General features: G+C 63.9%; 18 protein-coding genes. 12 read left to right on the forward strand and 6 right to left on the reverse strand.

The genetic code is table 11. The features are described 5' to 3' along the window. The first annotated feature begins 5 nt into the window (after nt 1–5). From C5B90_RS14670 to C5B90_RS14720, 11 genes are all read left to right on the forward strand, one after another. A complete protein-coding gene (locus C5B90_RS14670) occupies nt 6–1,820 on the forward strand; it encodes an ABC transporter ATP-binding protein (protein ID WP_115882644.1) in 1,815 nt (604 codons plus the stop codon). Beyond that, complete coding sequence (locus C5B90_RS14675) at nt 1,817–2,776, forward strand: energy-coupling factor transporter transmembrane protein EcfT (RefSeq protein WP_115882646.1); 960 nt, start codon at nt 1,817–1,819, stop codon at nt 2,774–2,776. The genes C5B90_RS14670 and C5B90_RS14675 overlap by 4 nt, the downstream gene beginning before the upstream one ends. Nucleotides 2,777–2,975: 199 nt before the next feature. Further along, nucleotides 2,976–4,265 (forward strand): sensor histidine kinase KdpD, encoded by a 1,290-nt coding sequence (locus C5B90_RS14680; RefSeq protein ID WP_115882648.1) that lies wholly within the window; start codon nt 2,976–2,978, stop codon nt 4,263–4,265. A gap of 104 nt (nt 4,266–4,369) precedes the next feature. Further along, on the forward strand, nt 4,370–5,011 hold the full coding sequence (gene rdfA / locus C5B90_RS14685) for a rod-determining factor RdfA (protein ID WP_115882650.1): 642 nt from the start codon (nt 4,370–4,372) through the stop codon (nt 5,009–5,011). A gap of 330 nt (nt 5,012–5,341) precedes the next feature. Further along, nucleotides 5,342–7,285: an archaea-specific SMC-related protein gene (locus tag C5B90_RS14690; protein WP_115882652.1), complete on the forward strand. Its 1,944-nt coding sequence runs from the start codon at nt 5,342–5,344 to the stop codon at nt 7,283–7,285. Nucleotides 7,286–7,853: 568 nt separating this feature from the next. Further along, nucleotides 7,854–8,627: an IclR family transcriptional regulator gene (locus tag C5B90_RS14695; RefSeq protein ID WP_115882654.1), complete on the forward strand. Its 774-nt coding sequence runs from the start codon at nt 7,854–7,856 to the stop codon at nt 8,625–8,627. A 196-nt stretch (nt 8,628–8,823) separates the two neighbouring features. After that, entirely contained in the window at nt 8,824–9,777 is a 954-nt protein-coding gene (locus C5B90_RS14700; protein WP_233512046.1) for a mannonate dehydratase, read from the forward strand. A 173-nt stretch (nt 9,778–9,950) separates the two neighbouring features. Beyond that, nucleotides 9,951–11,021 (forward strand): TRAP transporter substrate-binding protein, encoded by a 1,071-nt coding sequence (locus tag C5B90_RS14705; RefSeq protein ID WP_233512047.1) that lies wholly within the window; start codon nt 9,951–9,953, stop codon nt 11,019–11,021. Between the two features lie 25 nt (nt 11,022–11,046). Further along, nucleotides 11,047–11,598 (forward strand): TRAP transporter small permease, encoded by a 552-nt coding sequence (locus C5B90_RS14710; protein WP_115882658.1) that lies wholly within the window; start codon nt 11,047–11,049, stop codon nt 11,596–11,598. Nucleotides 11,599–11,646: 48 nt separating this feature from the next. Beyond that, nucleotides 11,647–12,945: a TRAP transporter large permease gene (locus C5B90_RS14715; RefSeq protein WP_115882660.1), complete on the forward strand. Its 1,299-nt coding sequence runs from the start codon at nt 11,647–11,649 to the stop codon at nt 12,943–12,945. Nucleotides 12,946–13,071: 126 nt separating this feature from the next. Then, complete coding sequence (locus tag C5B90_RS14720; RefSeq protein ID WP_115882662.1) at nt 13,072–13,839, forward strand: SDR family NAD(P)-dependent oxidoreductase; 768 nt, start codon at nt 13,072–13,074, stop codon at nt 13,837–13,839. Here the strand turns inward: C5B90_RS14720 and C5B90_RS14725 are convergent. The 4 genes from C5B90_RS14725 to kdgK1 form a co-directional block, all read right to left on the reverse strand. Next, on the reverse strand, nt 13,834–14,874 hold the full coding sequence (locus tag C5B90_RS14725; protein ID WP_115882664.1) for an NAD(P)-dependent alcohol dehydrogenase: 1,041 nt from the start codon (nt 14,872–14,874) through the stop codon (nt 13,834–13,836). The genes C5B90_RS14720 and C5B90_RS14725 overlap by 6 nt on opposite strands. Nucleotides 14,875–15,344: 470 nt before the next feature. Then, on the reverse strand, nt 15,345–18,512 hold the full coding sequence (locus C5B90_RS14730) for a right-handed parallel beta-helix repeat-containing protein (RefSeq protein WP_199517513.1): 3,168 nt from the start codon (nt 18,510–18,512) through the stop codon (nt 15,345–15,347). A 279-nt stretch (nt 18,513–18,791) separates the two neighbouring features. Further along, nucleotides 18,792–20,345 carry a glycoside hydrolase 43 family protein gene (locus C5B90_RS14735; protein ID WP_115882666.1) on the reverse strand — a complete coding sequence of 518 codons (1,554 nt, stop codon included), beginning with the start codon at nt 20,343–20,345 and terminating at the stop codon, nt 18,792–18,794. A gap of 786 nt (nt 20,346–21,131) precedes the next feature. Beyond that, nucleotides 21,132–22,088, reverse strand: coding sequence for a bifunctional 2-dehydro-3-deoxygluconokinase/2-dehydro-3-deoxygalactonokinase (kdgK1, locus tag C5B90_RS14740; protein ID WP_115882668.1), 957 nt, complete (start codon nt 22,086–22,088; stop codon nt 21,132–21,134). A gap of 137 nt (nt 22,089–22,225) precedes the next feature. On the opposite strand from kdgK1, the gene C5B90_RS14745 reads away from it, so the two are divergent. After that, nucleotides 22,226–22,873 carry a bifunctional 4-hydroxy-2-oxoglutarate aldolase/2-dehydro-3-deoxy-phosphogluconate aldolase gene (locus tag C5B90_RS14745; RefSeq protein ID WP_115882670.1) on the forward strand — a complete coding sequence of 216 codons (648 nt, stop codon included), beginning with the start codon at nt 22,226–22,228 and terminating at the stop codon, nt 22,871–22,873. A 201-nt stretch (nt 22,874–23,074) separates the two neighbouring features. Here C5B90_RS14745 and C5B90_RS14750 read toward each other — a convergent pair whose 3' ends face one another. Both C5B90_RS14750 and C5B90_RS14755 read right to left on the reverse strand, forming a co-directional pair. Then, the gene (locus tag C5B90_RS14750) at nt 23,075–23,449 is read right to left on the reverse strand and encodes a Rid family detoxifying hydrolase (protein WP_115882672.1); all 375 of its coding nucleotides are present in this window, start codon (nt 23,447–23,449) and stop codon (nt 23,075–23,077) included. A gap of 11 nt (nt 23,450–23,460) precedes the next feature. Then, nucleotides 23,461–24,300: an SDR family NAD(P)-dependent oxidoreductase gene (locus C5B90_RS14755; RefSeq protein WP_115882674.1), complete on the reverse strand. Its 840-nt coding sequence runs from the start codon at nt 24,298–24,300 to the stop codon at nt 23,461–23,463. Nucleotides 24,301–24,343 lie beyond the last annotated feature (43 nt).

The following is a 24,343-nucleotide window of genomic DNA, read 5'->3' on the forward strand; positions in this document are numbered from 1 at the left end:
TTTTTATGAGCAGCAACAACATCGTCGTCGAGAACCTGACGTTTCAGTACCCCGGCGGCGACGAGGCGGTATTGCGCGACGCGAGCGTGACGATAGAGCCGGGCGAGTTCACGGCCGTCGTCGGTGGCAACGGCAGCGGCAAGACGACCCTGTGTAAGACGTTCAATGGCCTCATCCCGCACTTCTTCGAGGGGACGTTCGACGGGCGCGTCACCGTCGCCGGCACCGACACCCGCGAGTCGGACGTCGCCGAACTCTCGAAGACGGTCGGCTACGTCTTCCAGGACTTCGAGAACCAACTCGTCCAGGAGACGGTCCGCGACGACGTGGAGTTCGCACCGCTCAACCACGGGCTCGACGACTACGCCGAGCGGGCGACCCGCGCGCTCGAAACCCTCGGTCTCGACCACCTCGAAGACCGGTTCATCTGGGAACTGAGCGGCGGCCAGCAACACCTCGTCGCGCTCGCTGGAGTGCTCGCGATGGACCCCGAGTTCATCTTCGTCGACGAGCCCGCCGCACAGCTCGACCCCCGAAACGCCCGCGAGACGTACGAACAGCTCCGACGACTCAACGAGGAGCGCGACAAGACGATAATCGTCATCGAACACCACTCCGAGTTCATCGCCGACTACTGCGACGAGATGGTGCTCGTCTCCGACGGCGGGGTCGCCTGGAAGGAACCGGTCGAGGTCGGACTCAACAGGCTCGACGACTTACTCGCCCACGACATCCACCCGCCGCAGGTCACACAAATCGCTGACGGCCTGCCGACCGAGGTGGGAACTCTACCCAGCGGTCGGTATCCCGTGACCGTCGACGAGGCGGCAACGGCGTTTCAGCCCGTCGCGACGCGTGAGTCGCGGGCCGCGGTCGACGGCGGCGCAGTAGCGGCAGCCGACGCAGACACCGCCCCGTCTCCCAATTCCGAACGGGACGCGCTGGTGACGATGCGCGGTGTCGGTCACGGTTACCCCACGCTTCGGGAAGGGTACAACCGCGTACTCGATGGGCTGGACCTCGAACTGCACGCGGGCGACCGGGTCGCCCTCGTCGGTGCCAACGGCTCCGGGAAGTCGACGCTGTTGCGATTGATGACGGGGTTAGAGTCCCCAGACCAAGGGAGAGTGACGGTCCTCGGGCGCGACACGAGTGAGACGCTCCCCGAGCAACTGGCCGACGACACCGTCTACATCCACCAGAACCCCGAAGAGATGTTCGTCGAGGACACCGTCCGCAAGGACATCGCCTACTACCTCGAGAACCGCGACGCCCCGAACGTGGACGAACGCGTCGACGAGATTCTCGCGTATCTGGACCTCGAACACCTCGCCGACCGCGACGGTCGCCTGATGAGCCTCGGCCAACAGCGCCGCGCGTCGCTCGGCATCGGGCTCGCGACCGACCCGACGGTCGTCCTCCTGGACGAACCCACGGGCAGTCTCGACCTCCAGAGCCGACGCGAAGTGACCGGAATGCTCCGGAAAGCGGAGAGCCGCGTCGAGACAGTCGTCGTCGCCTCGCACGACCTGCAACTGGTCGCGGCGTGGGCCAACCGCGTCCTCGTCATGGGCGAGGGCGAGGTGCTCGCGGACGCACCGCCGGCGGCGGTGTTCTCCGACCCGGACCTCCTCGCCGAGACCGACCTGCGACAGCCGCAGGTGGTCGAACTGAGCCAGCGACTCGGGCTGGAATCGCCCGCTCTCAGCACCGACGCGATGTGTGAGACACTGGCTCGTTCGTTCGAGGATGATGCGCTCGCCGATGGTGGTGTCGCCGATGTCAGCCGCGGGGGCGAGCCGAACGGAGGGATGCGATGAAGTACGTCGACGCGCTCACCGACATCTCGGTCGCCGACATCAAGGTCGATTTGATGCGGACGGCCTACGACAACGAGGACGCCCTGTTGAACAGCTTCGACCCACGAGTCGTCCTGCTGTGGACCGTGCTGTTCATGATTATCCCGTGGCTGTTCTACGACACGCTTCCGCTGGCCATCTTGCTCGCGGCGGCCTTCGTGCTCGCCGCGCTCTCGCAGGTCAGCAAGTACCTGCTCGCGTTGCTCCTGTTCGGCCAAGTCACCAACGTCGGCTTCTTCGTGGTGTTGGTCCCGCTCATCGGCGGGGCGGTTCAAGCGGTAGGGTACTTGGGTGACAACGCTGGCCGGGTCGTCGCGGGCGTCATGGCGGGCGACGCGAGCGTGTTCGCCGAGACTGGGAGCATCGTCGTGGCCGCGGTCGGTCGGGGCATCCACACCGCCACGACCAGCCAGGAAGTCGGAATCGACGCCGTCGGGGCGCTCGTCCCGTTCTTCCTCAAGCTCACGATTATCTCGGTCATCAGCCTCGCCGTCTTCTCGGCGATGAGCCCGCAGAAACTCAGCAAGGGGATGTTGCGTCTGGGCGTCCCTCGACAGCTCACGTTCGCCATCGCGTACGGCTACCGGATGATGCCGCTCCTCGTCGAGGAGTACCACGCGCTCATCAACTCCTTCCGCCTCCGGAGCAAGGTTCCCGAAAAGCAGGGGCTGTTCAGGTGGCGCTACTTCTACTACCTGCTGACGCTCTCGGTCAAGGCGTTCTACCCGCTGATTTTCAACGTGGCGAAGCGCTCGCGGGTAACCGTGGAGGCGATGGAGACGAAGGGGTTCTCGCGCTCGCTGGGCGACGAACAGAGCCAAGCCCTCCGGACCGAGGGCATGATGGTTCGGACCAGAGACGTCACGTTCGTCTTTGGGTCGCTGCTGTTCGTCGCCGCGGTCTGGGTGTTTACCTGAGCTGACGGCACGCGTCGCCCCGCGGACTATTTTCGACTCCGTACGACTACCGAACACAGGGTACCGCTACCGAGCAGAAAGTGAGGCAGACAATCCACATAGCAACCACTTCATCGGTCATCGCCGTCAACGAGAGTATGCGAACGAGACAGATGCCGCCGGTCGGACGCGGGAGGCGCTCGGGGCGTGGTGAGCCGAGATGAACTCCGCAACGCGGGCGGAGAGAGTACCCGCCAACGACGAACCAGAATCCACAGGTGAGGAGCCCATCGGGGCCGCACATCGATACCTCCCGTGGGTAGTCGCCGCCGGGTCGGCTATCCCGGTCGGCGCGCAGGTCATGGTGCTCCCGCCGGACCCGACGACGACGGCGCTCGACCTCGTCGGCGAGGGCGTCGTCGTCGCCGTCCTCTTCGCGTGCCTGTTCGTGGTCCGACGAGTACGCGACCCGTTCGTCTTCTACCCGCTGGCGGGCGGCGTCGCGGCCTCGTACCTGTTCGCGCTGACCGACTTCCTCGACGAGTTCGTCGAGCAGCCCGTCTGGTTCAGCTATCTGTTCGAAGACGGGGCACAGGCGGCCGGCGCGGCGCTCCTCGTGTTCGGCATCTACCGGTGGACCGTCGCGCGACAGCGACGGGAGACCGAACTCCGCCAACAGCGCGAACAGCTCGCCGTCCTCAACCGCGTCCTCCAACACGACATCCGAAACGACGCGCTAGTCATCCGCGGGTGGGCGTCGGTCGTGCGGAAAGAGGCGGGGCCGGCGGCCGACGAACGGCTGGAGAACATCGTCGCCGCGAGCAACGGCATCATCGACCTCACCGAGAGCACGGCGCAGTTCACTGACGTGCTTACCTCGGAGCGGACCGCAGACCTCGAACCGAAGCCGCTGGCCGAGACCATCGAGGCGGAGCTTCGGAAGGTCCGAGCCGGACACGACACCGACGTAGCCGTCTCCGGAGACCTGCCCGAGGTGAACGTTCTCGCCCACAGCATGCTCTCCGCGGTCTTCCGAAACCTCCTCGTCACGGCCGTCGAGCGGGCGGACGCCGAGCGTCCGGGAATCCGCCTGCGCGCCGAGCGCGGCGCGGAGACCGTGACCGTCCGTATCTCCGACGACGGCCCGCCGTTCACGGAAGACGCCTTCCCGGACGCGGGCGAGACCGTCGCGGGGTCCCCCGAGTCCCGAGGTCTCTCGCTCGTCGCCGCGCTCGTCGAACAGTTCGACGGGACTGTCGCGGTCGAAAATCACCCCGAGGGCGGCGCTACCGTCGCCGTCACTCTCAAGCTCGCCGAACACGCCGCGACTTCCCCCGCCGACCGAATCGTCGAGGGAGTCAACGAGAGCGAATCGTCACCCTCGACGTCGCGCCCGGTGACGGGCCTCGACGCGGACGACCGAGACGACTTCGCCGCCGTGCACTCGGACCGCGAATCGCCGGCCGGTCGGGGTCCGTCTACTGGCCGCGGCGACGCCGCAAACTACTGACCGCCCATCCCGACTTCGCCTTTGTACCCTCTTTTGGGCCACCCCCCGGTATCCAATCTCACCGCGCGCCAAGCATATGTGTACTCCCCGAATAGCAGTCGACAGTGAGCGACCCACACGACTCCCCGGGTGGAAAGCGCGGCCCCGAGAGCAAGGTCAACCGACTGCTCCGCGAGCGTGGTCTCGACGGGTTCGGCGCGGAGCTCGAACGGCGCTGGACCGCCGAAGCGGACGCGCGGTCGAGCCTCCGTGACCTCGCAGACGCGTTCAACCGACGGCTCCTTCGCGCGGCGCTCGACGAGCGGAACGAACGCGTCATCGACGGCGAGGTCGAGAATCTGTACCGCGTGCTCACCGACGACGGCGTTTCGAGCGGGTCGCGAACGGATGCGGTCCGCCGGCTCGAACGCGCCGGCGTCGACGTAGCGCGACTCGAGACCGATTTCGTCTCGCACCGGGCGATGCGGACGTATCTCACCTCGTACCGCGGCGTGACGCCGCCGTCGGAGGCCGACCGCGACGATGGTGACCTCCGCGAGCGCCGGTCGGAGACCATTCGACGCCTGCTGGGTCGCGTCGAGCGCGTCACCGACAAGTCGCTGTCCGACCTCGCGGCCGCCGACGAACTCGACTTCGCTCCCGACGCCGCCGAGGTGTACGTCGACGTTCGCGTCCACTGCCCGGGCTGTGACTCCCAATACACGGTCGAAGACCTCATCGATAGGGGCGGTTGCGACTGCGAGTAGTCCGTTTCGCGCTCTCCGAACCACGGTTTCGAGCGACCAGTGACGACCGGATTCTCGGGGCGAAAAATCGTTCCACCGATAGCTGTGGAACTGATTTGTGGTTCCTGCCGACAGACGAGGAGACGGCCCGAGAGGAAAGCGACGACGGGGGAGTTCGAACACAGTTCCGGACTCGCTGATCGTCGGCTGTTCCCGTATCGGCCCAAATCGGAGTCGATAGACGCCGAGCGTACGGTTGGAACCCGTGCAAAATGCGTTCCAGCGATAGTAGTGGAACGGGTTTGGGACCCGTCACCAACTGTTTTCACGGCCCCCCGTGTGGAACACCGTATGGCCACGACGAACGGACCGGCCCGCCTGACCGTAGCGCGGTTCGCCGGCCTCGACGACGCGACCGTCGAGTTCGAGCCCGGCGTCTCCGTCGTCACGGGACGCGACGCGGCTGACCGAACACCGCTCCTGTGGGGTCTCGCGGCCGCGCTGGGAAGCGATGAACTCCCGTTTAACGAGGGCTTTGACGGCGGTCGGGTCGAACTCGCCGTCGAGAGCGAGACGTACACGCGGACGTTCGTGAGGGAGGGCGACCGCGTCGTCGCGTCCGGCGACCCGTACCTCGAAGACTCGACGACCGCCGACCTGTTCGCGTTCCTGCTCGGCTCCGACGAGGCCCGGCAGGCGGTGACCGGCGAGCGCGACCTGCGGGCGCTCGTCACGCACTCGGTCGACATCGACGCCGTCAAAGAGGAAATCGCGGAGCTCCGCGCCGAGCGCGCCGAGTTAGACGACCGAATCGCGGAGCTGTCCACGCTCGAATCCGAGCGCCCCCGACTCCGCGAGCGCCGCGACGAACTGGACGCGGCCGTCGAGCGCTTGGAGGCCGAGTTAGCAGACCGGCAGGAGACGCTCGCTCGAATCGAAGCATCGGCGGTCGACGCCGACACTGACGCGCGGACGGAAACCGATGCCGACGCGTCGGACGCGGAGACGCGGGCGGACCGATTACGGGAGTTGAACGCGGCGCTCGACGACGCCCAGTTCGAACTCGAGGCCGAGCGGGAGTCGCTTGACGCGCTCGACGCCGAACTCGACGAGGTCGAATCAGCACTCGCGTCGTGTCCCGCCGACACCGCCGGCGAACTCGACGAGTTGACCGACGAACTTTCCGAGTCACGCGCGCGAAAACGACGGTTAGATGCGGACATCACCGACGTTCAGCGGACGCTACGGTTCAACGAACAGTTCCTCTCGTCGGGGACGTCGCCCGTCGCCGCGAGCGCGGGCGAGGACGGCGGAGCCAACGATGACGACCGGGTCGTCTGCTGGACGTGTGGGACCTCGGTCCCCGAAGCGAGCATCGAATCGACGCTCGACCAACTCCGGACGCTCCGCGACGACCGCCGCGAGGAGCGCGCCGAACTCACCGACCGCCTCGAACGACTCCAAGAGCGCCGGTCGGAACTCGAAGACCAACGACGACGGCGACGCGACCTCGAAACTCGACGCGATGAGTTACGCCGCGAGCGCGCCGAACGCCGGGCGCGAGTCGAGGACCTCGAAACCCAACGCGACGCCCTCGAATCGGATATCGCCGACCTGAGACGCGATGTCGAGGCCGCGGAGCCGGACGACCGCGCCGCGGTCCTCGCCGCCCATCGAGAGGTCAACCGAGTCGAGTTCGAGTTGGAGCGGCGACGCGAGGAGCGCGATGCCGTCGTCAAGGACCTCGACTCCCTCGAAGTCCAACTCGACCGACGGGCGGACCTCGAAGCTCGGCAGGACGAAATCGACGACCGAATCGTCGAGCTTCGGAGTCGTATCGAACGGCTCGAATGCGCGGCTGTCTCGGCGTTCAACGACCGGATGGCGGACGTCCTCGACGCCCTCGAATACGACCCCCTCGCCCGCCTCTGGATCGAGAGACGGGGCGACGGAGACGCCCTCGACGACGCGGACGCGGCTCCCACGGGGCGATTCGTCCCGCACATCGAGCGCCGGACGGACGATGGAACCGTCTACGAGGACGTTATCGACCACCTCCCGGCGTCCGAGCACGAGCTTATCGGTCTCGTGTTCGCCGTTGCCGGCTACCTCGTCCACGAAGTGTCCGACGACGTTCCGTTCTTCGTTCTCGACTCGGTCGAGGCCATCGACGCCGAGCTCGTTCGCAGGCTTCTCGCCTACGTCGGCCAGGATGCCAACTACGTCGTCGGCGGCGTGTCCAGTGAGAGCGCGCAGGGCCTCCCGGAGTCGTACCGACGACTTCGGACTCCGTGACCCCGACTTGACGGTCCGAAACGACCCGTCCGTGACAGACATAGCTCTGTAATCATAATCCACTGAAAACGAACTACTCGAGAGATGCCCGTGCCATGCAGGAGTTACACGGGTAGGCCTGTTATGCACGGCCGGTCTCACTCGCAGCGACGTCGTAGGGACCGGCGTGTAGCCGGGACGCGAGCGTCGGTCCGCGTACCTCGTCGGCTCGTTTCGAGTTGATGAATCCATCCAAAACGGGAATCAGCGGCAGAACCGGGTTGTTCGCGATTGGCAGCAGTTCTACTCATAGTAGAAGTACGTGAGGCGGACAAGCGCCTCTGTGCTTGGTGTGCTCCGTGAGCACATGTGTCTAGTTGAACGGAAACCGAGGCTCACGTATCGAATCACTCACCGATTCGGATTAATTATGAACATTCGTCAATCACCAGAGAGACACCCCACGGTATCAGTACGACGACAGCGAGGGTAAACCCGCGTGCGACGGCGTCGGCCGCGGTCGCTACCGACTTCGTGGGGTGTTTCCACCATCAGTAGAATTTATCTGTCCTGCTCCGAAAGGCGAACTATGGCACCTAACGAAAGCGAAGGCGGCGGCAAGCGCGTGAAGGCGGTCATGCGCTCGTACCGGGTAATCGGCGTTCTGCGAGAGCAAGGGACGGTGCGGATTAACGACGTCGCGGACGCGCTCGAGGTGCCGACCAGTACTGCGCACGTACATCTGAAAACCCTCGAGGCGGCGGGGTACGTCGTCAAGGACGAACACGGGTACCGACTCGGACTTCGGTTCCTCCGCGACGGAAGCATCACCCGGGGGCGCTTGGACGTGTACGGCGCGTCGCGGTCCGAAATCAAGGACCTCGCGGAGTCGACCGGCGAGGTGGCGAATCTCGGCGTCGAGGAGAACGGACAGCGGGTCATCGTCTACCAGGCCGAGGGCGACAAGGCGGTGTACGACAACGCGCCGATCGGCGAGTTCACGCACATGCATTGGACCGCGCTCGGAAAGGCGATTCTCGCGGAGCTCCCCGGCGAGCGGGTGACCGAAATCGTCGACGAGTACGGGCTCCCGACGAAGACCGACCACACGATCAGCGACCGGGGGGCGCTCCTCGAAGAACTCGAGACGATACGGGAGCGAGAGTACGCGCTCGAGGACGAAGAGCGACGAGACGGGATTCGGTCCATCGCGGTCCCGCTCGTCAGCGACGGGTCGGTCATCGGCGCGGTGTCGCTGTCCGGACCGAAAGAGCGGTTCAACGACGACCGAATCGTGGACGAACTGTTCCCGGCGCTCAGAGACCGGAAGAACGTCATCGAGGTCAAGTACGCGTACGACTGAGCGCCATTCCCCGGTCGTTTCATCGGGTCGAACGAAATCTTTCCACTATGAGTGGATCAGAACCTCACAAAGATACGTTATGGATTCAAAACTGGCTGTAGAGGGGCTCTAGGGGACGATTCGTTGGTTCGCCGGACGACGATGCCGACAGCTGTGCGAAACGCTTTTACTTAGAGTGAGTCTGGGATGTGAGTGTATGAATCCAGCAGTGATGCTGCCTCCCTCCCCGGACAGACGGTGGACCCTCGCCAAGCAACTCGGCGTCGAAAGCGCCGTCGTACGGTTCTGGGGCGTCGACGACTGGTGGGAGTACGAGACGTTACTCGAAACCCGAAATCGGTTCGCAGACCACGGATTCTCACTGGACGTCGTCGAGGACCGCCCGCCCATGGAGCGAACGGTCCTCGGTCAGGAGGGTCGAGACGAGGAGATCGAGACGGTGAAACGACTGCTTCGGAATATGGGACGCCTCGGCATCGACGTGTACTGCTGGGTGTGGACCGAAAACCCCGTCGGCGTCATCAGAACTTCCGATTCGATTCCGGACCGCGGTGATTCGCTCGTCACCGGGTACGACCACGAGTGGCTGGAGCGCGCCGAGGACCACCCCGCGGCGGGTATCACCGAGGAGGAGCTGTGGGACAACCTCCAGTACTTCCTGGACGAAGTCGTGCCGGTCGCCGAGGAGGCGGGCGTCAAGATGGCACTGCACCCGGACGACCCGCCGGTCGAGGAGCTTCGGGGAGTTCCCCGCCTCGTCACGTCGCTCGAACGGTACGAGCGCGTCTTGGAACTTCACGAGAGTCCCAACCACGGCGTCACGTTCTGTCAAGGGAACTTCGCCGCGATGGGCGAGGACGTCCCGTCGGCGATTCGACGCCTCGGAGAGCGGATTCACTTCGTCCACTTCCGCGACGTCGAAGGGACGCCCGAGTCGTTCGTGGAGACGTGGCACGACGACGGGCCCACCGACATGGCGGCAGCGATGGAAGCGTACCAAGACATCGGTTTCGACGGGGCGATTCGCCCCGACCACGTCCCCAAGATGCTCGGCGAGGAGGACCGAGCGGAAGCGCATGCGGGGTACACCGACATGGGCCGGCTGTTCGCAATCGGCTACATGAAGGGCCTCATCGAACGCGGACGGTAACACCGAACCCGACCGGTCAGCCTCGTCTTGTCTCGCCCCGGCCGGCGACTACCGGCGACTGCGACGAGTACGAGTCGAACTACCCGGAGTAGAGGATATCTATCCTATGATATATTATTAAAATGAATTATTGCGATAGATATAAGTACCAGTGTAGAATCGTTGTGAATGGTATGCGTAGACAAAGCCGACGGAGCTTCATGGAACAGCTCGGGCTACTTACTGGCACCGGGGCAATCGCATCGATGGCTGGCTGCATGGGCGGCGGCTCCAACTCCGAAAACGACGGGACGACCAATTCAGACGGCTCAGATACCGACACGACGGAGAGCGGTGGTGGCGGTCAGAGCCAATCGCTCATCATCGGGAGCGTCTTCCCCAGCGGGCACGTCATCAACGAGATGGCCAAGGAGTGGGCCTCTTCCGTCGAAGAGGAGACCGAGGGACGAGTGGCGATCACCATCGAGGAGTCCTTCGGTGGCGAAAAGGAGGTCATGGAACAGACGCAGATCGGGTCCATCGACGGGACCATCATTGGGACGCGCTGGGTCATCGACTACGACCCCAAGAACTTCTGGGTCGAGTCGCCGTTCGTCTTCGAAGGCTGGGAACAGCAGCGACGCGCGTTCCAGACGGAGTTCTTCGACGACGGCCGACAGCGCCTCCGCGAGCAGGGCAAGCAGATGCTCGTGAACGAGCCGGTGTACCGCGGCTACCGACACACGAGCGGGAACAAGGCCTTCGAGACGCCCGAGGACATTCAGGGAACCAACCTGCGGGTGCCCGACCTCACCCCGTGGGTGAACATCTGGAGCGGCATCGGCGCGAGTCCGACCACCGTCGCCTTCGACGAACTCTACAGCGCGCTGCAGCAGGGCGTCGTCGACGCTCAAGAGAACCCCGCGGAGACCGTCCGGTCGTCCTCGCTGTACGAGGTCCAGGACTACTACACGCTGACCAAGCACCTCGCGTCGACGGGCTGGTTCACGCTCGGCACCCAGGCGCTTTCGAACATCTCCGACGAGGACCAGACGACGATGGTCGACTCGCTGACGTCGAGCATCCAAGAACTCAGCAGCAGCATCGCTGAATCGGAGTCGCAGGCCATCGAAGCGCTGAAAGAACAGGGAATGAACGTGGTCGAACCCGACCGAGACGCGTGGTTAGAGGCCGCGAAGGAGCCGCTCCAGACGCAGTTCGAGGAGAACTGGGAACCGTCGCTCGAAGAAGTGCGAAACATTTGAGCGGACGCTTACTCGTAGAGCACCCATGGAAGAAGTAAATCTCGCAACGAAACTCGGCCGGCTTTTCGACGGGTTGGTCACATCCATCGCGTTAGCACTCTACGTGCTGATGATACTCGTCGTCGGGTTACAGATTCTGACCCGCTGGGCCTTGGGTTCGATACTCGGGTCGAGCCTCCCCTGGACGGTCAACCTCTCGCAGATGCTGCTCGTGTACATCACGTTCTTCGGCGCGGCGGTCGCCAGTCGAAAGCGACAGCACATCTCGCTCGACCTCCTCGTTTCGCGGCTCTCGGACGACGTCATCCGAGTCCTGACCGGCCTTCGGACGCTTCTCATCCTCGCGTTCGTCGGCGTCATGGTCTCGGGAGCGTACCCGCTGTACCTACAGAACCGGGGATTCGGCATGGGAGCGCTCCCGTCGCACCCGCCGTTCACCGAAGCGTGGCTGTACGTTCCCGCCGTCGTCGGCGGTATCTGCATCGGTATCTATGCGCTTCGTGACCTGTGGCTCGTCGCCGTCGAGCCCGAAACGATCATCGAGGACATCAAAGGAGAAGACGAAAATGCAGACTGAACGCCGACCCGCCACCGAGACGCGCCCGCTCCAAGAGGGGTGCCGCTGATGGCCGACGTCGTCCTGCTCGGCCTGTTCATCGGCGTCCTGCTCGTGCTGTACCTGTTCGAGGTACCCGTCGTGTACGCACTGGGGCTGACGAGTCTCATCCTCATGTGGACCACGTCGATTCCGTTCGAGCCGCTTCTGGTCGCCCAGACGATGGTCTCCGGGACCAACTCCTTCGTCCTGCTGGCGATTCCGCTGTTCCTCCAGACGGGGCTGTTGATGAACAAACTCGGTCTGACGGACGTCATCTTCGACTTCGCGAAGGCCATCGTCGGGCCAATTCGCGGCGGCCTCGCCCACGTCAACATCGTCGCCAGCATCATCTTCTCCGGAATGACGGGGACCGCGGCGGCGGACGCCGCGGGGTTGGGAGCCATCGAGTACCGGGCGATGCGCGAGGAGGGATACGACCAGGGGTTCAGCGTCGCCGTCACCGGGTCGTCGTCCATCATCGGCCCGATTATCCCGCCGAGCGTCCCGCTCATCATCTACGGGATTCTCGCGCAGGTCTCGATTGGCACGCTGTTCATCGCCGGCCTCGTCCCGGGACTGGTGATGGGCGTCGGGTTGATGATACTGTGTAGCTTCTACGCCCATCGGAACGGCTACGAGAAAGGCGACTGGTGGTCCCTCGGCGAAGTCGGCCGGACGTGTTACCGGGCGCTTCCCGCGCTCGGCACCCCGGCGCTCATCATCGGCGGGATTCTCGGCGGCTGGTTCACCGCGACCGAGGCGGGCGCAGTCGCGCTGTTCTACACGCTCATCATCGGGACCGTCTTCTACGACGGCCTCTCGCGCGAGGAACTCGTCTCATCGTTCGACGAGGGAATGACCCACACCGCGACGCTCACGTTCATCGTCGCGGCGGCGTCCCTGTACGGCTTCCTCATCCGGCGTGCACAGCTCCCAGAGATTCTCGCACAGGCGATTACGGGCGTGTCGACGGACCCGCTCGTGCTCATGTTGCTCATCGCCGGCGTCCTGTTCATCGTCGGGCTGATGCTGGAGACGATTGCGGCGATAACCATCCTCACGCCGGTGTTCCTCCCCATCGTCGAGCAGACCGCAATCAGCCCGATTCACTTCGGCGTCGTGATGATCGTCACGCTGATGATCGGCCTGCTCACGCCGCCGTTCGGCGTCATCCTGTTCGTGCTCAACGCCGTCACCGGCGTCTCGCTCGAACGGATTACTCGGCACATGGTCCCGTTCTACCTGCCGCTTCTGTTCACCCTCCTGTTGATTATCGTCTTCCCGGAGCTCGTCCTCTGGCTGCCCCGCGCGATGGGGCTCGCCTGAGCGACGCTCCACGTCCTTTATAGAACGGTCGATAGCGGCGCGTAGGTGCGGGTACGAGAGTGATTCGCCCCGTAGAGTCGTCTGTCGACCGCAAGAGTTAGCATGCCATAGCCGGTCGAGTCGAGTATGGTGGAGACATCACCCACGGTTACCGTATCGGATAGCGCTGCGGTCGTCATCGGCGGTACGAGCGGCATCGGCCGAGCCATCGCGCTCGCCTTCGCCGACGACGGTGCCGACGTTGTGGCGACGAGTCGCAGCGCGGACGCCGTCGAAGAGACCGCCGAAGAGCTCCGCGCTCGCGGTGCGAAGACCGCCGAAGTGACGTGTGACGTCCGAGACGACGAATCGATAGAGAACCTCTACGAAGTCGCCAGCGACGCCATCGGCGACATCGACATCCTCGTGAACTCGGCGGGGTCGGTCGCGAGAGCGTCCGTCTCCGAGATGAGCGACGACCAGTGGAACCAAGACATCGACGTGAACCTGACGGGCGTCTTCCGGGCGTGCCGCGTCTTCGGTCGCGAGATGGAGTCTGGAAGCATCGTGAACATCTCTTCGATGTCCGCACAGCAGTCCCGCGAGGAGCGCCCGGCCTACTGCGCCGCGAAGAGCGGTGTGAACGGGCTTACGCGCGCCGCGTCGGCCGACCTCGCGCCCGACGTGCGCGTCAACGCCATCGAGCCGGGATTCGTCAAGACCCCGCTCGCCGGCGACGGCTTCAACGAGGGAACCGAACTGCGAGAGAAAATAGACGAGGGAACGCCGATGGAACGCGTCGCGACGCCGGACGAAATCGCGGGCGCGGCCGTCTACCTCGCCAGCGACGCGGCGTCGTTCACGACGGGCGCGGTCATCACGGTCGACGGCGGCTACAACGACAACGCGTTATAGCTCGTCGCTGACGCGGATTACGCCTTTTACTTCTTCGGGCTCGGCCGCGCGGTCGAACGCGGCCTGCGTGTCCTCGAACGACGATTCGAAGGTCACGATACTGTCCACGTCGAACCGGCCCGTTTCGATTCCCTCGATGGCCTCCGGATACGTGTTACTGAACCTGAACGACCCCTTCAGGTCGTACTCCTGGCCGATGGTCTCGACGATGTCGGTGGGGAACTCGGGTTCGAGCGGGATGCCGACGAAGACGACGGTGCCGCCGCGTTTGACGGCCTCGGTCGTCGTCTCGATAGCGCCGCCGAAGCCGGAACTTTCGAGAACCACGTCGACGCCGCGTTCGTCGACGTGTTCGCGAATCGTCTCGACGGGGTCGGACTCCGTCACGTCGACCGCGTAGTCGACGCCGCGGGACTCGGCCAGTTCGAGCTTTTCGGAGACCACGTCGGTCAAGACGACCGTCTCGGCTCCGCGGGCCATCGCGACTTCCGAGACGAGTTGGCCGATGGGACCGCCGCCCGTGACTAACACCGAGTCGCCCTCGGAGACGCCGCCGCGCTGACAGGCGTGCATCGCGACGCTCAGCGGCTCCGCGAGCGCCCCCTCGCGGAGCGACACCGAGTCCGGAAGCGCGTACAGGTACTCGGCGGGACACGCGACGTACTCGGTTAGTGCGCCCTCGACCGGCGGCGAAGACATGTACTCCATGTCCTCACAGAGGTGGTAGGTGTCGTCGCCGGCGCAGTACTCGCACTCTCCGCACGGGAGACCGGGTTCGATTGCCACGCGGTCGTCGGGACCGACGCGGGAGACTTCGTCCCCCACCTCGACGACGGTGCCGGCCGCCTCGTGACCGAGGACGTGGGGGAAGTCGACGACGTTACCGCCGTTTTCGCCGTGCTGGTAGTAGTGTAAGTCGGACCCGCAGATGCCGACGCGGTCGATTCGAACCAGGACTTCGTCGGGGGCGATTGTCGGGAGGTCCCGCTCGACAAGTGTGAATTCACTAACAGCTGTGAGCTCGCAGGTTCGCATGCTTGTACGGAGGAGAATTACGGTTATATTCCTTTTGCCGTGTGGATCACGACAGACGGTAGTACGGGGAGTATTCACCGCACTCGACCGGACGTTTGCTTGCTCAGTGGACAGCAAAATAGCACAGACGAGCCCAACAATAGTTTCACAAACAAACACTTTTGTGAACTCTACATAGTTTGAATTATTCAGATTATTACATAATATTTGTTTTGAGTGGTCATATACTCTCCAGACTGTAAATAAGTGAGTATTACAGATGACTAGATAATATTCACAAAAAGCACATCAAAATCCTGAACACCAATATTGTACAATCTACACATTCACTGGTCTGATACCACTATGGTTTTGCACTGACCGAAATGAGACACACGGCAGAACCACGGCGTGACACGCCTTCCGGGGGAAGCGTCACGATGCTCCGCCGCGTGGCGGGACGCTATCTGCGACGGTCGTCAGGGGCGCGTTCACCCTCGCGTCGCCAAGACATATGCGACCCCAGTGAGTCCGGCCCACGCGACACCCGCGGCGAGACCGACGCCGACCAGCGAGGCGGTGCCGACGAGTCCGCCGATGAGCCAGACGAGGACGGCCGCGCCAGCCAACAGCTGTATTCGAAGACCGCTCACCGGTGGCGACCGACGCTGAAGGGTCAGGACCATTCCGTAGCCGCCGAGACCCAGCGCACCCACGTAGAGCCCGCTTCCGAGAAGGCCCCACACCGAGGCCAATCCGCCGAGGAACCCGTCGTCGGTCGAATCGTTCGTCGGCGACTGAGCCGTGGTCGTCGCCCCCGCCGTGTTCGGGGAGGCCGCTGTCGTCACCGTCGGAGTCACTTCGGGTGGCGCGACACCAATCGTCGTCGTGACGGTGTCGCTGTCGATGCCGAGTCGACTCTCGACGGCTAACCCGACGTCGAGAGGCTGTTCGCTCATCGTGACGCTGAGTTCGGGGGTCGACTGCACTCGCTCGGTCCCGTTCACGAAGAAGTGATAGCGACCGACTGCTGAGGTGTCGCTCGTCGAGCCGGCCCCGGACAGTCGGAGTTCGTCCGCGGCGGTCGCTGTCGCCGGAGCATCGATTCGGGCGGTCGGACGGGTGTACAGCTCGTCGGGTGCCGCGGTTCGGAACGGCGTGAAATCGACCCAGCCGCGCTCGGTGACGACGGGGTTCCCCTCTCCGGACGGGAGAATCGACGAGTGATACGGACCGCTGGCAGCGCCCCAGTAGTTGGACTCGGCGTCGACGGTCCGAATCGGGTCCACCACGATTCGGGCGGTCGCGTTCGCGCTGACCAGCGGCTTGATATCGACCGTGAGGCCGCGGTCTTGGCCGTAGATACTGTTGTTGACGACGTGGTGGGTCCTGGTTCCCTCGCCGGCCGTTTGGACCCCGATGCCCGTCGGGAGCGCGCCGCTCACGCGACGAATCGTCAGGGCGCTGGCTTCCGCGCTCCGCGTCTCGCTTTCGCCGTCCGTCCGGAGGACGACGACCGTGTCGTCCCAGAGCCGAGCGACCGTGAGCCGCTGTGTCAACTCGGGATTGGCGACGAGTTCTTCCAGCGGAACCGTCGATTCGGCCTGGTTGATGATCGCACCGGACGCGCCCTCGGCGAGGTACACGCCGGTTCCCGGCGTCACCCTCGAAACGGGAACCGGGTCCGCAAAGGCGTTCGTGTTGAACACGATGTCGTTGTCCCGAACGTCGGTCTCGACGACCCCGCGGACGACGACGCCGTAGGAGTTGGCGGCGATAGTGTTGTTGGCGACCGAAAGCTCGCCGCGGTGCGTTATCGGGCTGGCGACGACCAGTCCCGCACCGGCGTTGTTCGCCAGTCGGTTCTCGCTGACGTTCGTCCGGTGAATAATCAGGTTCGAGCGGACCGAAACGGCGTGACCCCCGTTATCGCGGACGGTGTTATTCCGGACGTCGACCCCGCGTGCCGCCGCTCCCGTCTGGAGCTCCAGTCCCGCTCCCTCGTTGCCCCGGGCGGTGTTGTCAGCCAGTGTGAGGCCCGACACGACGGTCCCATCGAGGGCGAACCCGTCGCCGCCGTTCTCGATGAGCCGGTTCCCACGAACGTCGCTCCCTCTCGTCAGCCAGTTGTTGACGTGGACAGCGTCCCCGCCGTTACCGCGAATCGCGTTGTCGGTGAGTTGCAGATTCAGTTCGAGACTGCGAGCGGTGAGGTCGACGCCGTGGCCGACGTTGTCCGCGAGCGTGTTGTCACGGATGGTAACCGCGCCGGGTTGCGGGAGTTGGGTTCCCGACTGGCGGATACGGATGCCGGTCCGAGCGCCGCGAATCTCGTTTCCGGCCACGGTCGCCGTCGTCTCGTCGCGAGCGTCGAGTTGGATACCGGCGTCACCGGCGGTGATGTGGTTGTGCAGCAGCGACGTATCGCTCTGGGCCGCGCGAACCGCGATTCCGCTGCCCGCGGTCGCCGAAATCTCGTTGTTCAACGCCCAGAGGCGACCGACGCTGTCGGCGGCGGCGAAGACCCCGCTCCCGTTGATATCGCGGAACGTCGACTCGCGAACGGTGAGCTGTCGCACGCGCGTCGTGGACGCGGCGCGCTCGTCGACCGGCGATATGACGTTTCCGACGGCGAGCGAGCCCCGAACGCCGTCCGAGAGCTGTGAGACTGTCCCCTTGCGGAGGTCGACCGCAACGGGATAGAAACCGCGCGTCTCCGGGTTGACCACGTCCCCGTACTCCACGAGGAGTCGGCCGTCACTCGGGATACTGACCGGCCTCGACAGCGAGATTCGCACGCGTCCGTCCGTCCCTGAGACATCGGTGACGAGCGAGTCGAACGACCGCTCTATCGTTCCGTTTCGGTTGCTATCGAGGCCGATTCGGGCGATGCTCTTCGCGTCGACGTCGTCGACCGACCCGGAATCGGTGTACCGGAGTTCTATCGTGTCGAACGTCACGCCGACGCCGGCATCGAGCGACAGCGTGTGGTTCGACCGGTTGCCGCGCTCCACGGGCGACGCCGTAACCGAAGTCGCACCGGTCGCACCAGCCAGCGGGGTCGCCCGAATCGCGTGCCCGTCGATACGGCGGAACGCCGACCGCTCGATGCTAATCGGCGGCGTCGACGCGGTGTCGCCGACCGACAGCCCGGCGTTCGAAAAGTCTCGGAACGTTGAGTCGGTAATCGTAATCGACCCGTCCGCGCGGGCCACGGTGACGCCGCTCGTTCCGCCCTGCAGGGTCGTGTTGCGTACGACAAGCCGAGACTCGCTCGTCCCGTTGTAGCGGATGCTCGCCCACCGGCGCTCGGCGGCGGCACCCGCAGACCGTGAAATCGTCACCGACTGGGCCGCCGTGCCGTCGACGACGAGTGAGCCGTCCACGGAGAGCGTGATTCCCTCGGCGAGTTGAACGTCGGTCCCGGGTCGTATCGTCAGCGTCGTCCCGGGGTCGATGTGGACGCTCTGGATGATTCGGTAGGGGCCGTCTTCCGGCGTCCACGTCGTGTCCGCGTTGATGTCCGATTCCACGAACGTGGTGTTCGCCTCGCTTTGGGCGGCCGCCACCGGACTGCCGAGTGGGACGAAAAGCGACACGACGACGAGTACGACCAGTATTCGCCGAGTCCAACCGAGAGATGAGGAAGTTAAGAACATTATGCGTCAGCGTAGATATAGGATATATGTGATTTTCACGAGATATAAACGAAGTGGTACTCGGCTCTGAAATCGACGGCGGTCAGCCGTCGGCCGTCACGACTTCCGTTCACACGGAGAGACGCATGCAGTTCGCACAATACTACAACTTCCAGCAACCGAATCAATGCTCGATGGAGGAACGCCGGTTGAGGGGGCACTAACTATGCAGTGTCCACAATGGAGTCAATGATATGTCTGTTATATCGGACGCAGAACGTGCGCCTCTCTGGGGACTGTTTAGTCGCTGATTTCGAAGTATTCGAAGTCGCAGTACCCGTCACCGACCGCAGAGTCGGGCGACTGCGCGACGAACAGACCGATTTTGGCACCGATCCAGCGCCCCTGCTGGGCTTGGAACGGTTCTCCAATCGACTCGAAGCCGGTATCGTCCGTCGCGTACGCGAACTGGACGCGACCCCCGTCTTCGACGGTCGCCCGCAGTCGTGCGGACGAGCTTCGGAGGGGCACTCGCTCAACGACCGTATCGGAGTCGCCCTCCGATGGACTGGTGTTACGTCCCTGTATCAGGCGGACTCCGTCCGTGCTCTTGCGGATACTGAGGTAGGCGTACTCGGTGCCCATGACGAGAAGCCCCCCATGCCCGGTTTCTTCTTGGAGACCGCACTGGACTTCTGTCGTCGCCGTGAACGCCGGGGCGGGGAACTTCTGGAGAAGGAGGTTCGGGGCGGTCCACAGGTTCTCAGACTCATCAACACGCTGTTGGAACAGGCGGAGCGCGCCGGGACGGTCGGTGAGCGAGTGCCACCCGAACTTCGGGTTCCCGTGCCACTGCCACTGGAGCCCTAAGCGGGCCGCTTCGAAGTCGTCGGAGGTCTGCGGGACCATCGTCGGAAGCGTCTCAGCAGCGACATCGGGCTTTTGGTGCGTTCGAACCGGCTCCCCGGTCCCATCGCCGTCCTCGTCGCGACCGATGACGGGCCACCCGTCGGCCCAAGCGACCGGTTGGAGATGGACGATGCGGCCGTACGGGTCGGCCTCTTGGAAGTGAACGAACCAGTCCTCGCCGCTCTCTAAGTCTACGAGCGCTCCCTGGTGCGGCCCGTTAATCGGTGTCTCCCCCTGAGCGAGGACGATTCGGTCGTCGTACGGGCCGTAGATGTCGTCCGAGCGCAGGACCGTCTGCCACCCGTCGCTAACGCCACCGGCGGGCGCGAAGATGTAGTAACTCCCGTCCCGCTTGTACAGCTTCGGTCCCTCGATTGTCGGGTGGTCGTCGTGGCCGTCGAACACCTGTCTGCTTTCGCCGGTGATGTGCGTCCCGTCCGGTGCCATCGGGGCGATGTTGAGCACGCTGTTGAAGCCAGCACGGCTCTTTGCGAACGCGTGGGCGAGATACGCGTTCCCGTCGTCGTCCCACAGCGGTGCCGTGTCGATCCACCCCTCGGCCTCGTGTACGAGCGTCAGGTCGGACCACCGACCACGGGGGTCGTCGGTTTTGGTCATGTAGACGCCGCGGTCGGGGTCGCCGTAGAAGATGTAGAACGTCCCCTCGTGGTAGTTGATCGAGGGCGCCCAGACGCCGTTCCCGTGCTGCGGACGGTCGAAATCTGGTGGTAACTCGTCGATGGCGTGATTGATGAGTCGCCAGTTCACGAGGTCGCGCGAGTGGAGTATCGGGAGCCCGGGGACGGCGTTGAAGCTCGAAGCGGTCATGAAGAAATCAGCACCCACGCGAACGACGTCAGGGTCAGAGTAGTCCGCGTATATGACCGGGTTCCGATACTGGCCGTCGTCGAGATTCGGGTCCCAGACTGCTGAGGTGTGTTTCATGATAGCGGACAACAAGTAACGCATGAATAAACGTTGTGTTCAGGGTCCACAATTACACGATTTCGAGCGCTCTCATTAAACGGTCTGTCGATAGTGTGTATTTATCATATATGTGTCTTAATTTACCAGAAATACACCGAATTAGGCTGCAGCCGAAGAGACCGTTGTTGGAATCAATCACACATTGTCTTGGTTATATAATACAATCTATTATGGGGCTGAGATGCTTGCTGACGAATTGTTCAACCGACATGATACCGACCCAACGACTGTGCTTTATCATCACCGCTTGGGGAATCACAAGAACTCAGACGCTGTATTCTCGGAGACATCTTCCGTCGATTAGACTTCATTCTCTCGATTAGGATTGAGCAGTCGGATTGACTACGCCAAGCGAAACCTCACCGGAACGTGGTTTCAGATCCGTAAATCCGAGTCGACCGTGTTCATAACCCGAGGATGGGGAGCCGTGAGATTTTTGTAAATATTTCACAAGTCTACTCGGCACAAGAACGCCCAATGGCCACATTAATCACTCAACAAACAAACCGTTCAATATTATTACTAATTAGATATTACTACGTCAAGAATCAGTATTGCCTTGGGTCCATCACAATATGAAATCAAGGCTATTTGCCATCGGCTTGGGGAGTAGTTCCCTCATCTGCGATCTGCTTCGGCGTCGCCTCAGGCGGGTCGTGAGCGCGGTCAACCACGACAAAACCGAACACGTTCGACAGTCACTTTTGTGTCTCTCGTATCGGCCGCTCAGTCGGAGAGCCGTGGTTACCGGCTGATGCCACCACTGGACTGCTCGCACACGCGCTCGACTTCGGTGGGAGTGATGATAGCTAAGTCACCATCCAGCGTTCGCTTGAGGGCCGCCGTCGCAGCGCCTGTTTCGAGTGCGTCGGGGACGGGTTCACCGTGAATCCGCGAGGCGAGATAGCCGCCGACGAAGGCGTCGCCCGTACCGATCGGGTCGACTGTCTCGGTTTCGAACGCACCCTGCTCGTACGTCTCGCCGTCGACGCGGGCGAGTGCGCCTTCGTCGCCGCGTGTGACGAGCACCGTCTCGAAGCCGAACTCCGCTTCGAGTGACGCCGCAATTGCGGCCGCGTCGCCGTCGCGTCCGAGGACGGTTCGGGCGTCGCGCGCCGCAACGACGAATACGTCGACGAGCGGGAAGAGCGGTTCGAGCGTCTCGCGTGCCGCTTCAGGACTCCACAGCTTCGACCGATAGTTCAGGTCGAATGCGGTGGTCGCCCCCGCGCTCCGCGCGGCGTCGAGAAGCGAACGCGTCGTCGATTCCAACTGGTCGGACAGTGCGGGCGTGATGCCGCTCGTGTAGTAGTAGGCCGCGTCTTCGAGGAGGCGCGTCGGGAGTTCGTCGGGCGTCGCGGTCGTCACCGCGGCGTCCGCCCGGTCGTAGATGACCGACGTGCCACGCGGCTCGCCGCCATGTTCGAGGTAGTACGTTCCTTGTCGGTGGTCGTCGCTCCAGACGACCGCGGGTTCGACGCCGTGTCGACGCACGTCGGTCGCGACCCGGCGGCCGAGCGCTGAGTCGGGGAGTTTCGACAGCCACGCGGCGTCGGCTCCGAGCCTGCTAGCCGCGATTGCGACGTTCGACTCCGCCCCGGCGGTGCTGAACCGTAGCGTGTCACTCGTCTCTAAGCGGCCTCCTCTCGGAGGTGATAGGCGAACCATCGTCTCGCCGAACGTCACCAGTTCAGGCGTCACAGTATCCACTCCGTCGGGGCGGGTTTTGCATACTCGAACGTCGTGGAGTCGCGTGATAAGGACTCCGCTCTGGACGAAGTTTGCACCCGGCAGTCGTGGACCCCGAAGGTTAAGCCGTGGGTCACCCTGCTACGGATATGGTCGCTTCCACCGCCCAGCGAATCGCGGAGTCGGGCATCGTCGCAATCATCCGCGGGACCGACCCCGAAACGGCGATCGAGACGGTTGACGCGCTCCGCCGCGGCGGGGTTTCGACGGTCGAGATAACCGCGAACACCGAAGGTGTCCTCGACATGATTCGGGACGTATCAGCGTCGTTCGGTGCCGACGAGGTCACCGTCGGCGCGGGGACCGTCCTCGACGCGGAGACGGCGCGGGCGACGACCCTCGCCGGCGCGGAGTTCATCGTCACGCCGTCGTTCGACGAGGGCGTCGTCGAAACCGCGAACCGTTACGGCGCGCCCTCGCTCGTCGGTATCGCCACGCCGACCGAAGCCGTGAACGCCTTCGAGGCCGGTGCTGACATGGTGAAGGTGTTCCCTGCGGGCACGCTCGGACCGGGGTTCGTCTCGGCGCTCGGCGGCCCGCTCGGCCACATTCCGACCGTTCCGACCGGCGGGGTTGGACTGGACAACGTGGGCGAGTTCTTCGATGCGGGCGCGACGGCCGTCGGCGTCGGGAGCTCCATCGTCGACACCGAAGCCATCGCTCGCGGCGAGTTCGACGTTATTGAAGCGAACGCCCGCGCGTTCAGAGAGGCTGTCGAGGCCGCACGGTCGGAGTAGGAGTTCGTTCGGCTCCGACGGCCGCGACAACCGAGGTGTCGCGCGTTCTGAACTGCACGAAGCGAAAGCGGAACCCGACGGTCCACACTGCTTCGGGACCGCGGGGAAGGTAGCGTCGTCACTCCCGACGCGGTGTTGCGCCGTCGGCTTCCGCTCTCACCTACGGTCGGGACGTGCTCTCGGAATCGTTGACTCGGCGCGTCACCGCTCGGCGACGACCTCGATTTCCACGTCGATGTCGACGGGGAGTTTCACGACCTCGACGGCGCTCCGTGCCGGATACGGTGCCGACATGTACTCGCCGTAAACCTCGTTCACCTCGTCGTAGTAGCGCATGTCCTTGAGGAAGACGGTGGCTTTCACCACGTCCGCGAGCGACGATCCGCCGGCCTCCAGAATCGCCTCGACGTTCTCGAGGGTTCGCTTCGTCTGTTCCGCCGGTGTCCCGTCGATGACTTCACCCGTTTCGGGGTCGACGGGCCCCTGTCCAGAGACGTAGAGTTTGTCCCCCGAGACGATGCCCTGCGAGTACGGTCCGATGCTGTCCGGTGCGTCCGCTGTGGTTAGTTCTTTCATCGTTGATGTGGTTACCGTCGTGATGGTACTTCGTCCGCGTCGTACACTTCATTGATGAACGACGTCGAGAGACTCGTCGTGAGGCCGCCGTCGAGGACGACGTTCTCGCCGGTGATGAAACTGGACAGCTCCGATGCGAGGAACAGCGAGGTGTCCGCGACCTCACGCGGCGTCCCGAAGCGACCGAGCGGGTACTGGTCGAGCCAGCCTTCGCGCGCGTTCGAATCACTCCGGCCCTCTGTGTTCTCCATCTCCTCGCGCCTGCTCGCGGTTTCTATCGTCCCTGCGGAGATAACGTTCGAGCGAACACCGTGTTGGCCGTAGTGGGCCGCGATGTTTCGCGACATCGCGAGGAGACCGCTTTTCGCCTCCGAGTAGCCGGATAAACCGATGCCGAAGAGCCCGTTGACCGAGCCCATGTGGACCATCGAACCTCCGCCGGCGGCGACCATGGCCGGGAGGACCTCCTTGCTCAGGAGGAACTGGCTCTTGAGGTTCAGGTCGACCATCCGCTCGAACGTCTCCTCGTCGCAGCGGTGCGCCACGTTCGCGGACTCGTCTGACCCGCCCGCGTTGTTCACCAGCACCTTGACCTCGCCGAACTCGTCGAGCGCGGTATCGACGAGGGTTCGAACCTCGTCGCGGTCGGTCACGTCGCACTCGACCGGAACGACCCGGCCGTCGTGTGCGGTGGTGAGCTCCTCTGCGACCGGTCTCACGTCGTCCAACGAGCGCGAGCAGATGGCGACGTCTCCGCCAGCCTCCGCAAATCGTGCCGCGATTTCGCGACCGATACCTCGAGAGGCACCGGTTACGATTGCCGGACGGTCTCGTAGTGATAACTCAACCATAGCGTGCGCACCGATGTAGTCGGGGCTATTCAACCTTGCTATG

The sequence above is a fragment of the Haloferax sp. Atlit-12N genome (assembly GCF_003383095.1).
Taxonomy (GTDB): domain Archaea; phylum Halobacteriota; class Halobacteria; order Halobacteriales; family Haloferacaceae; genus Haloferax.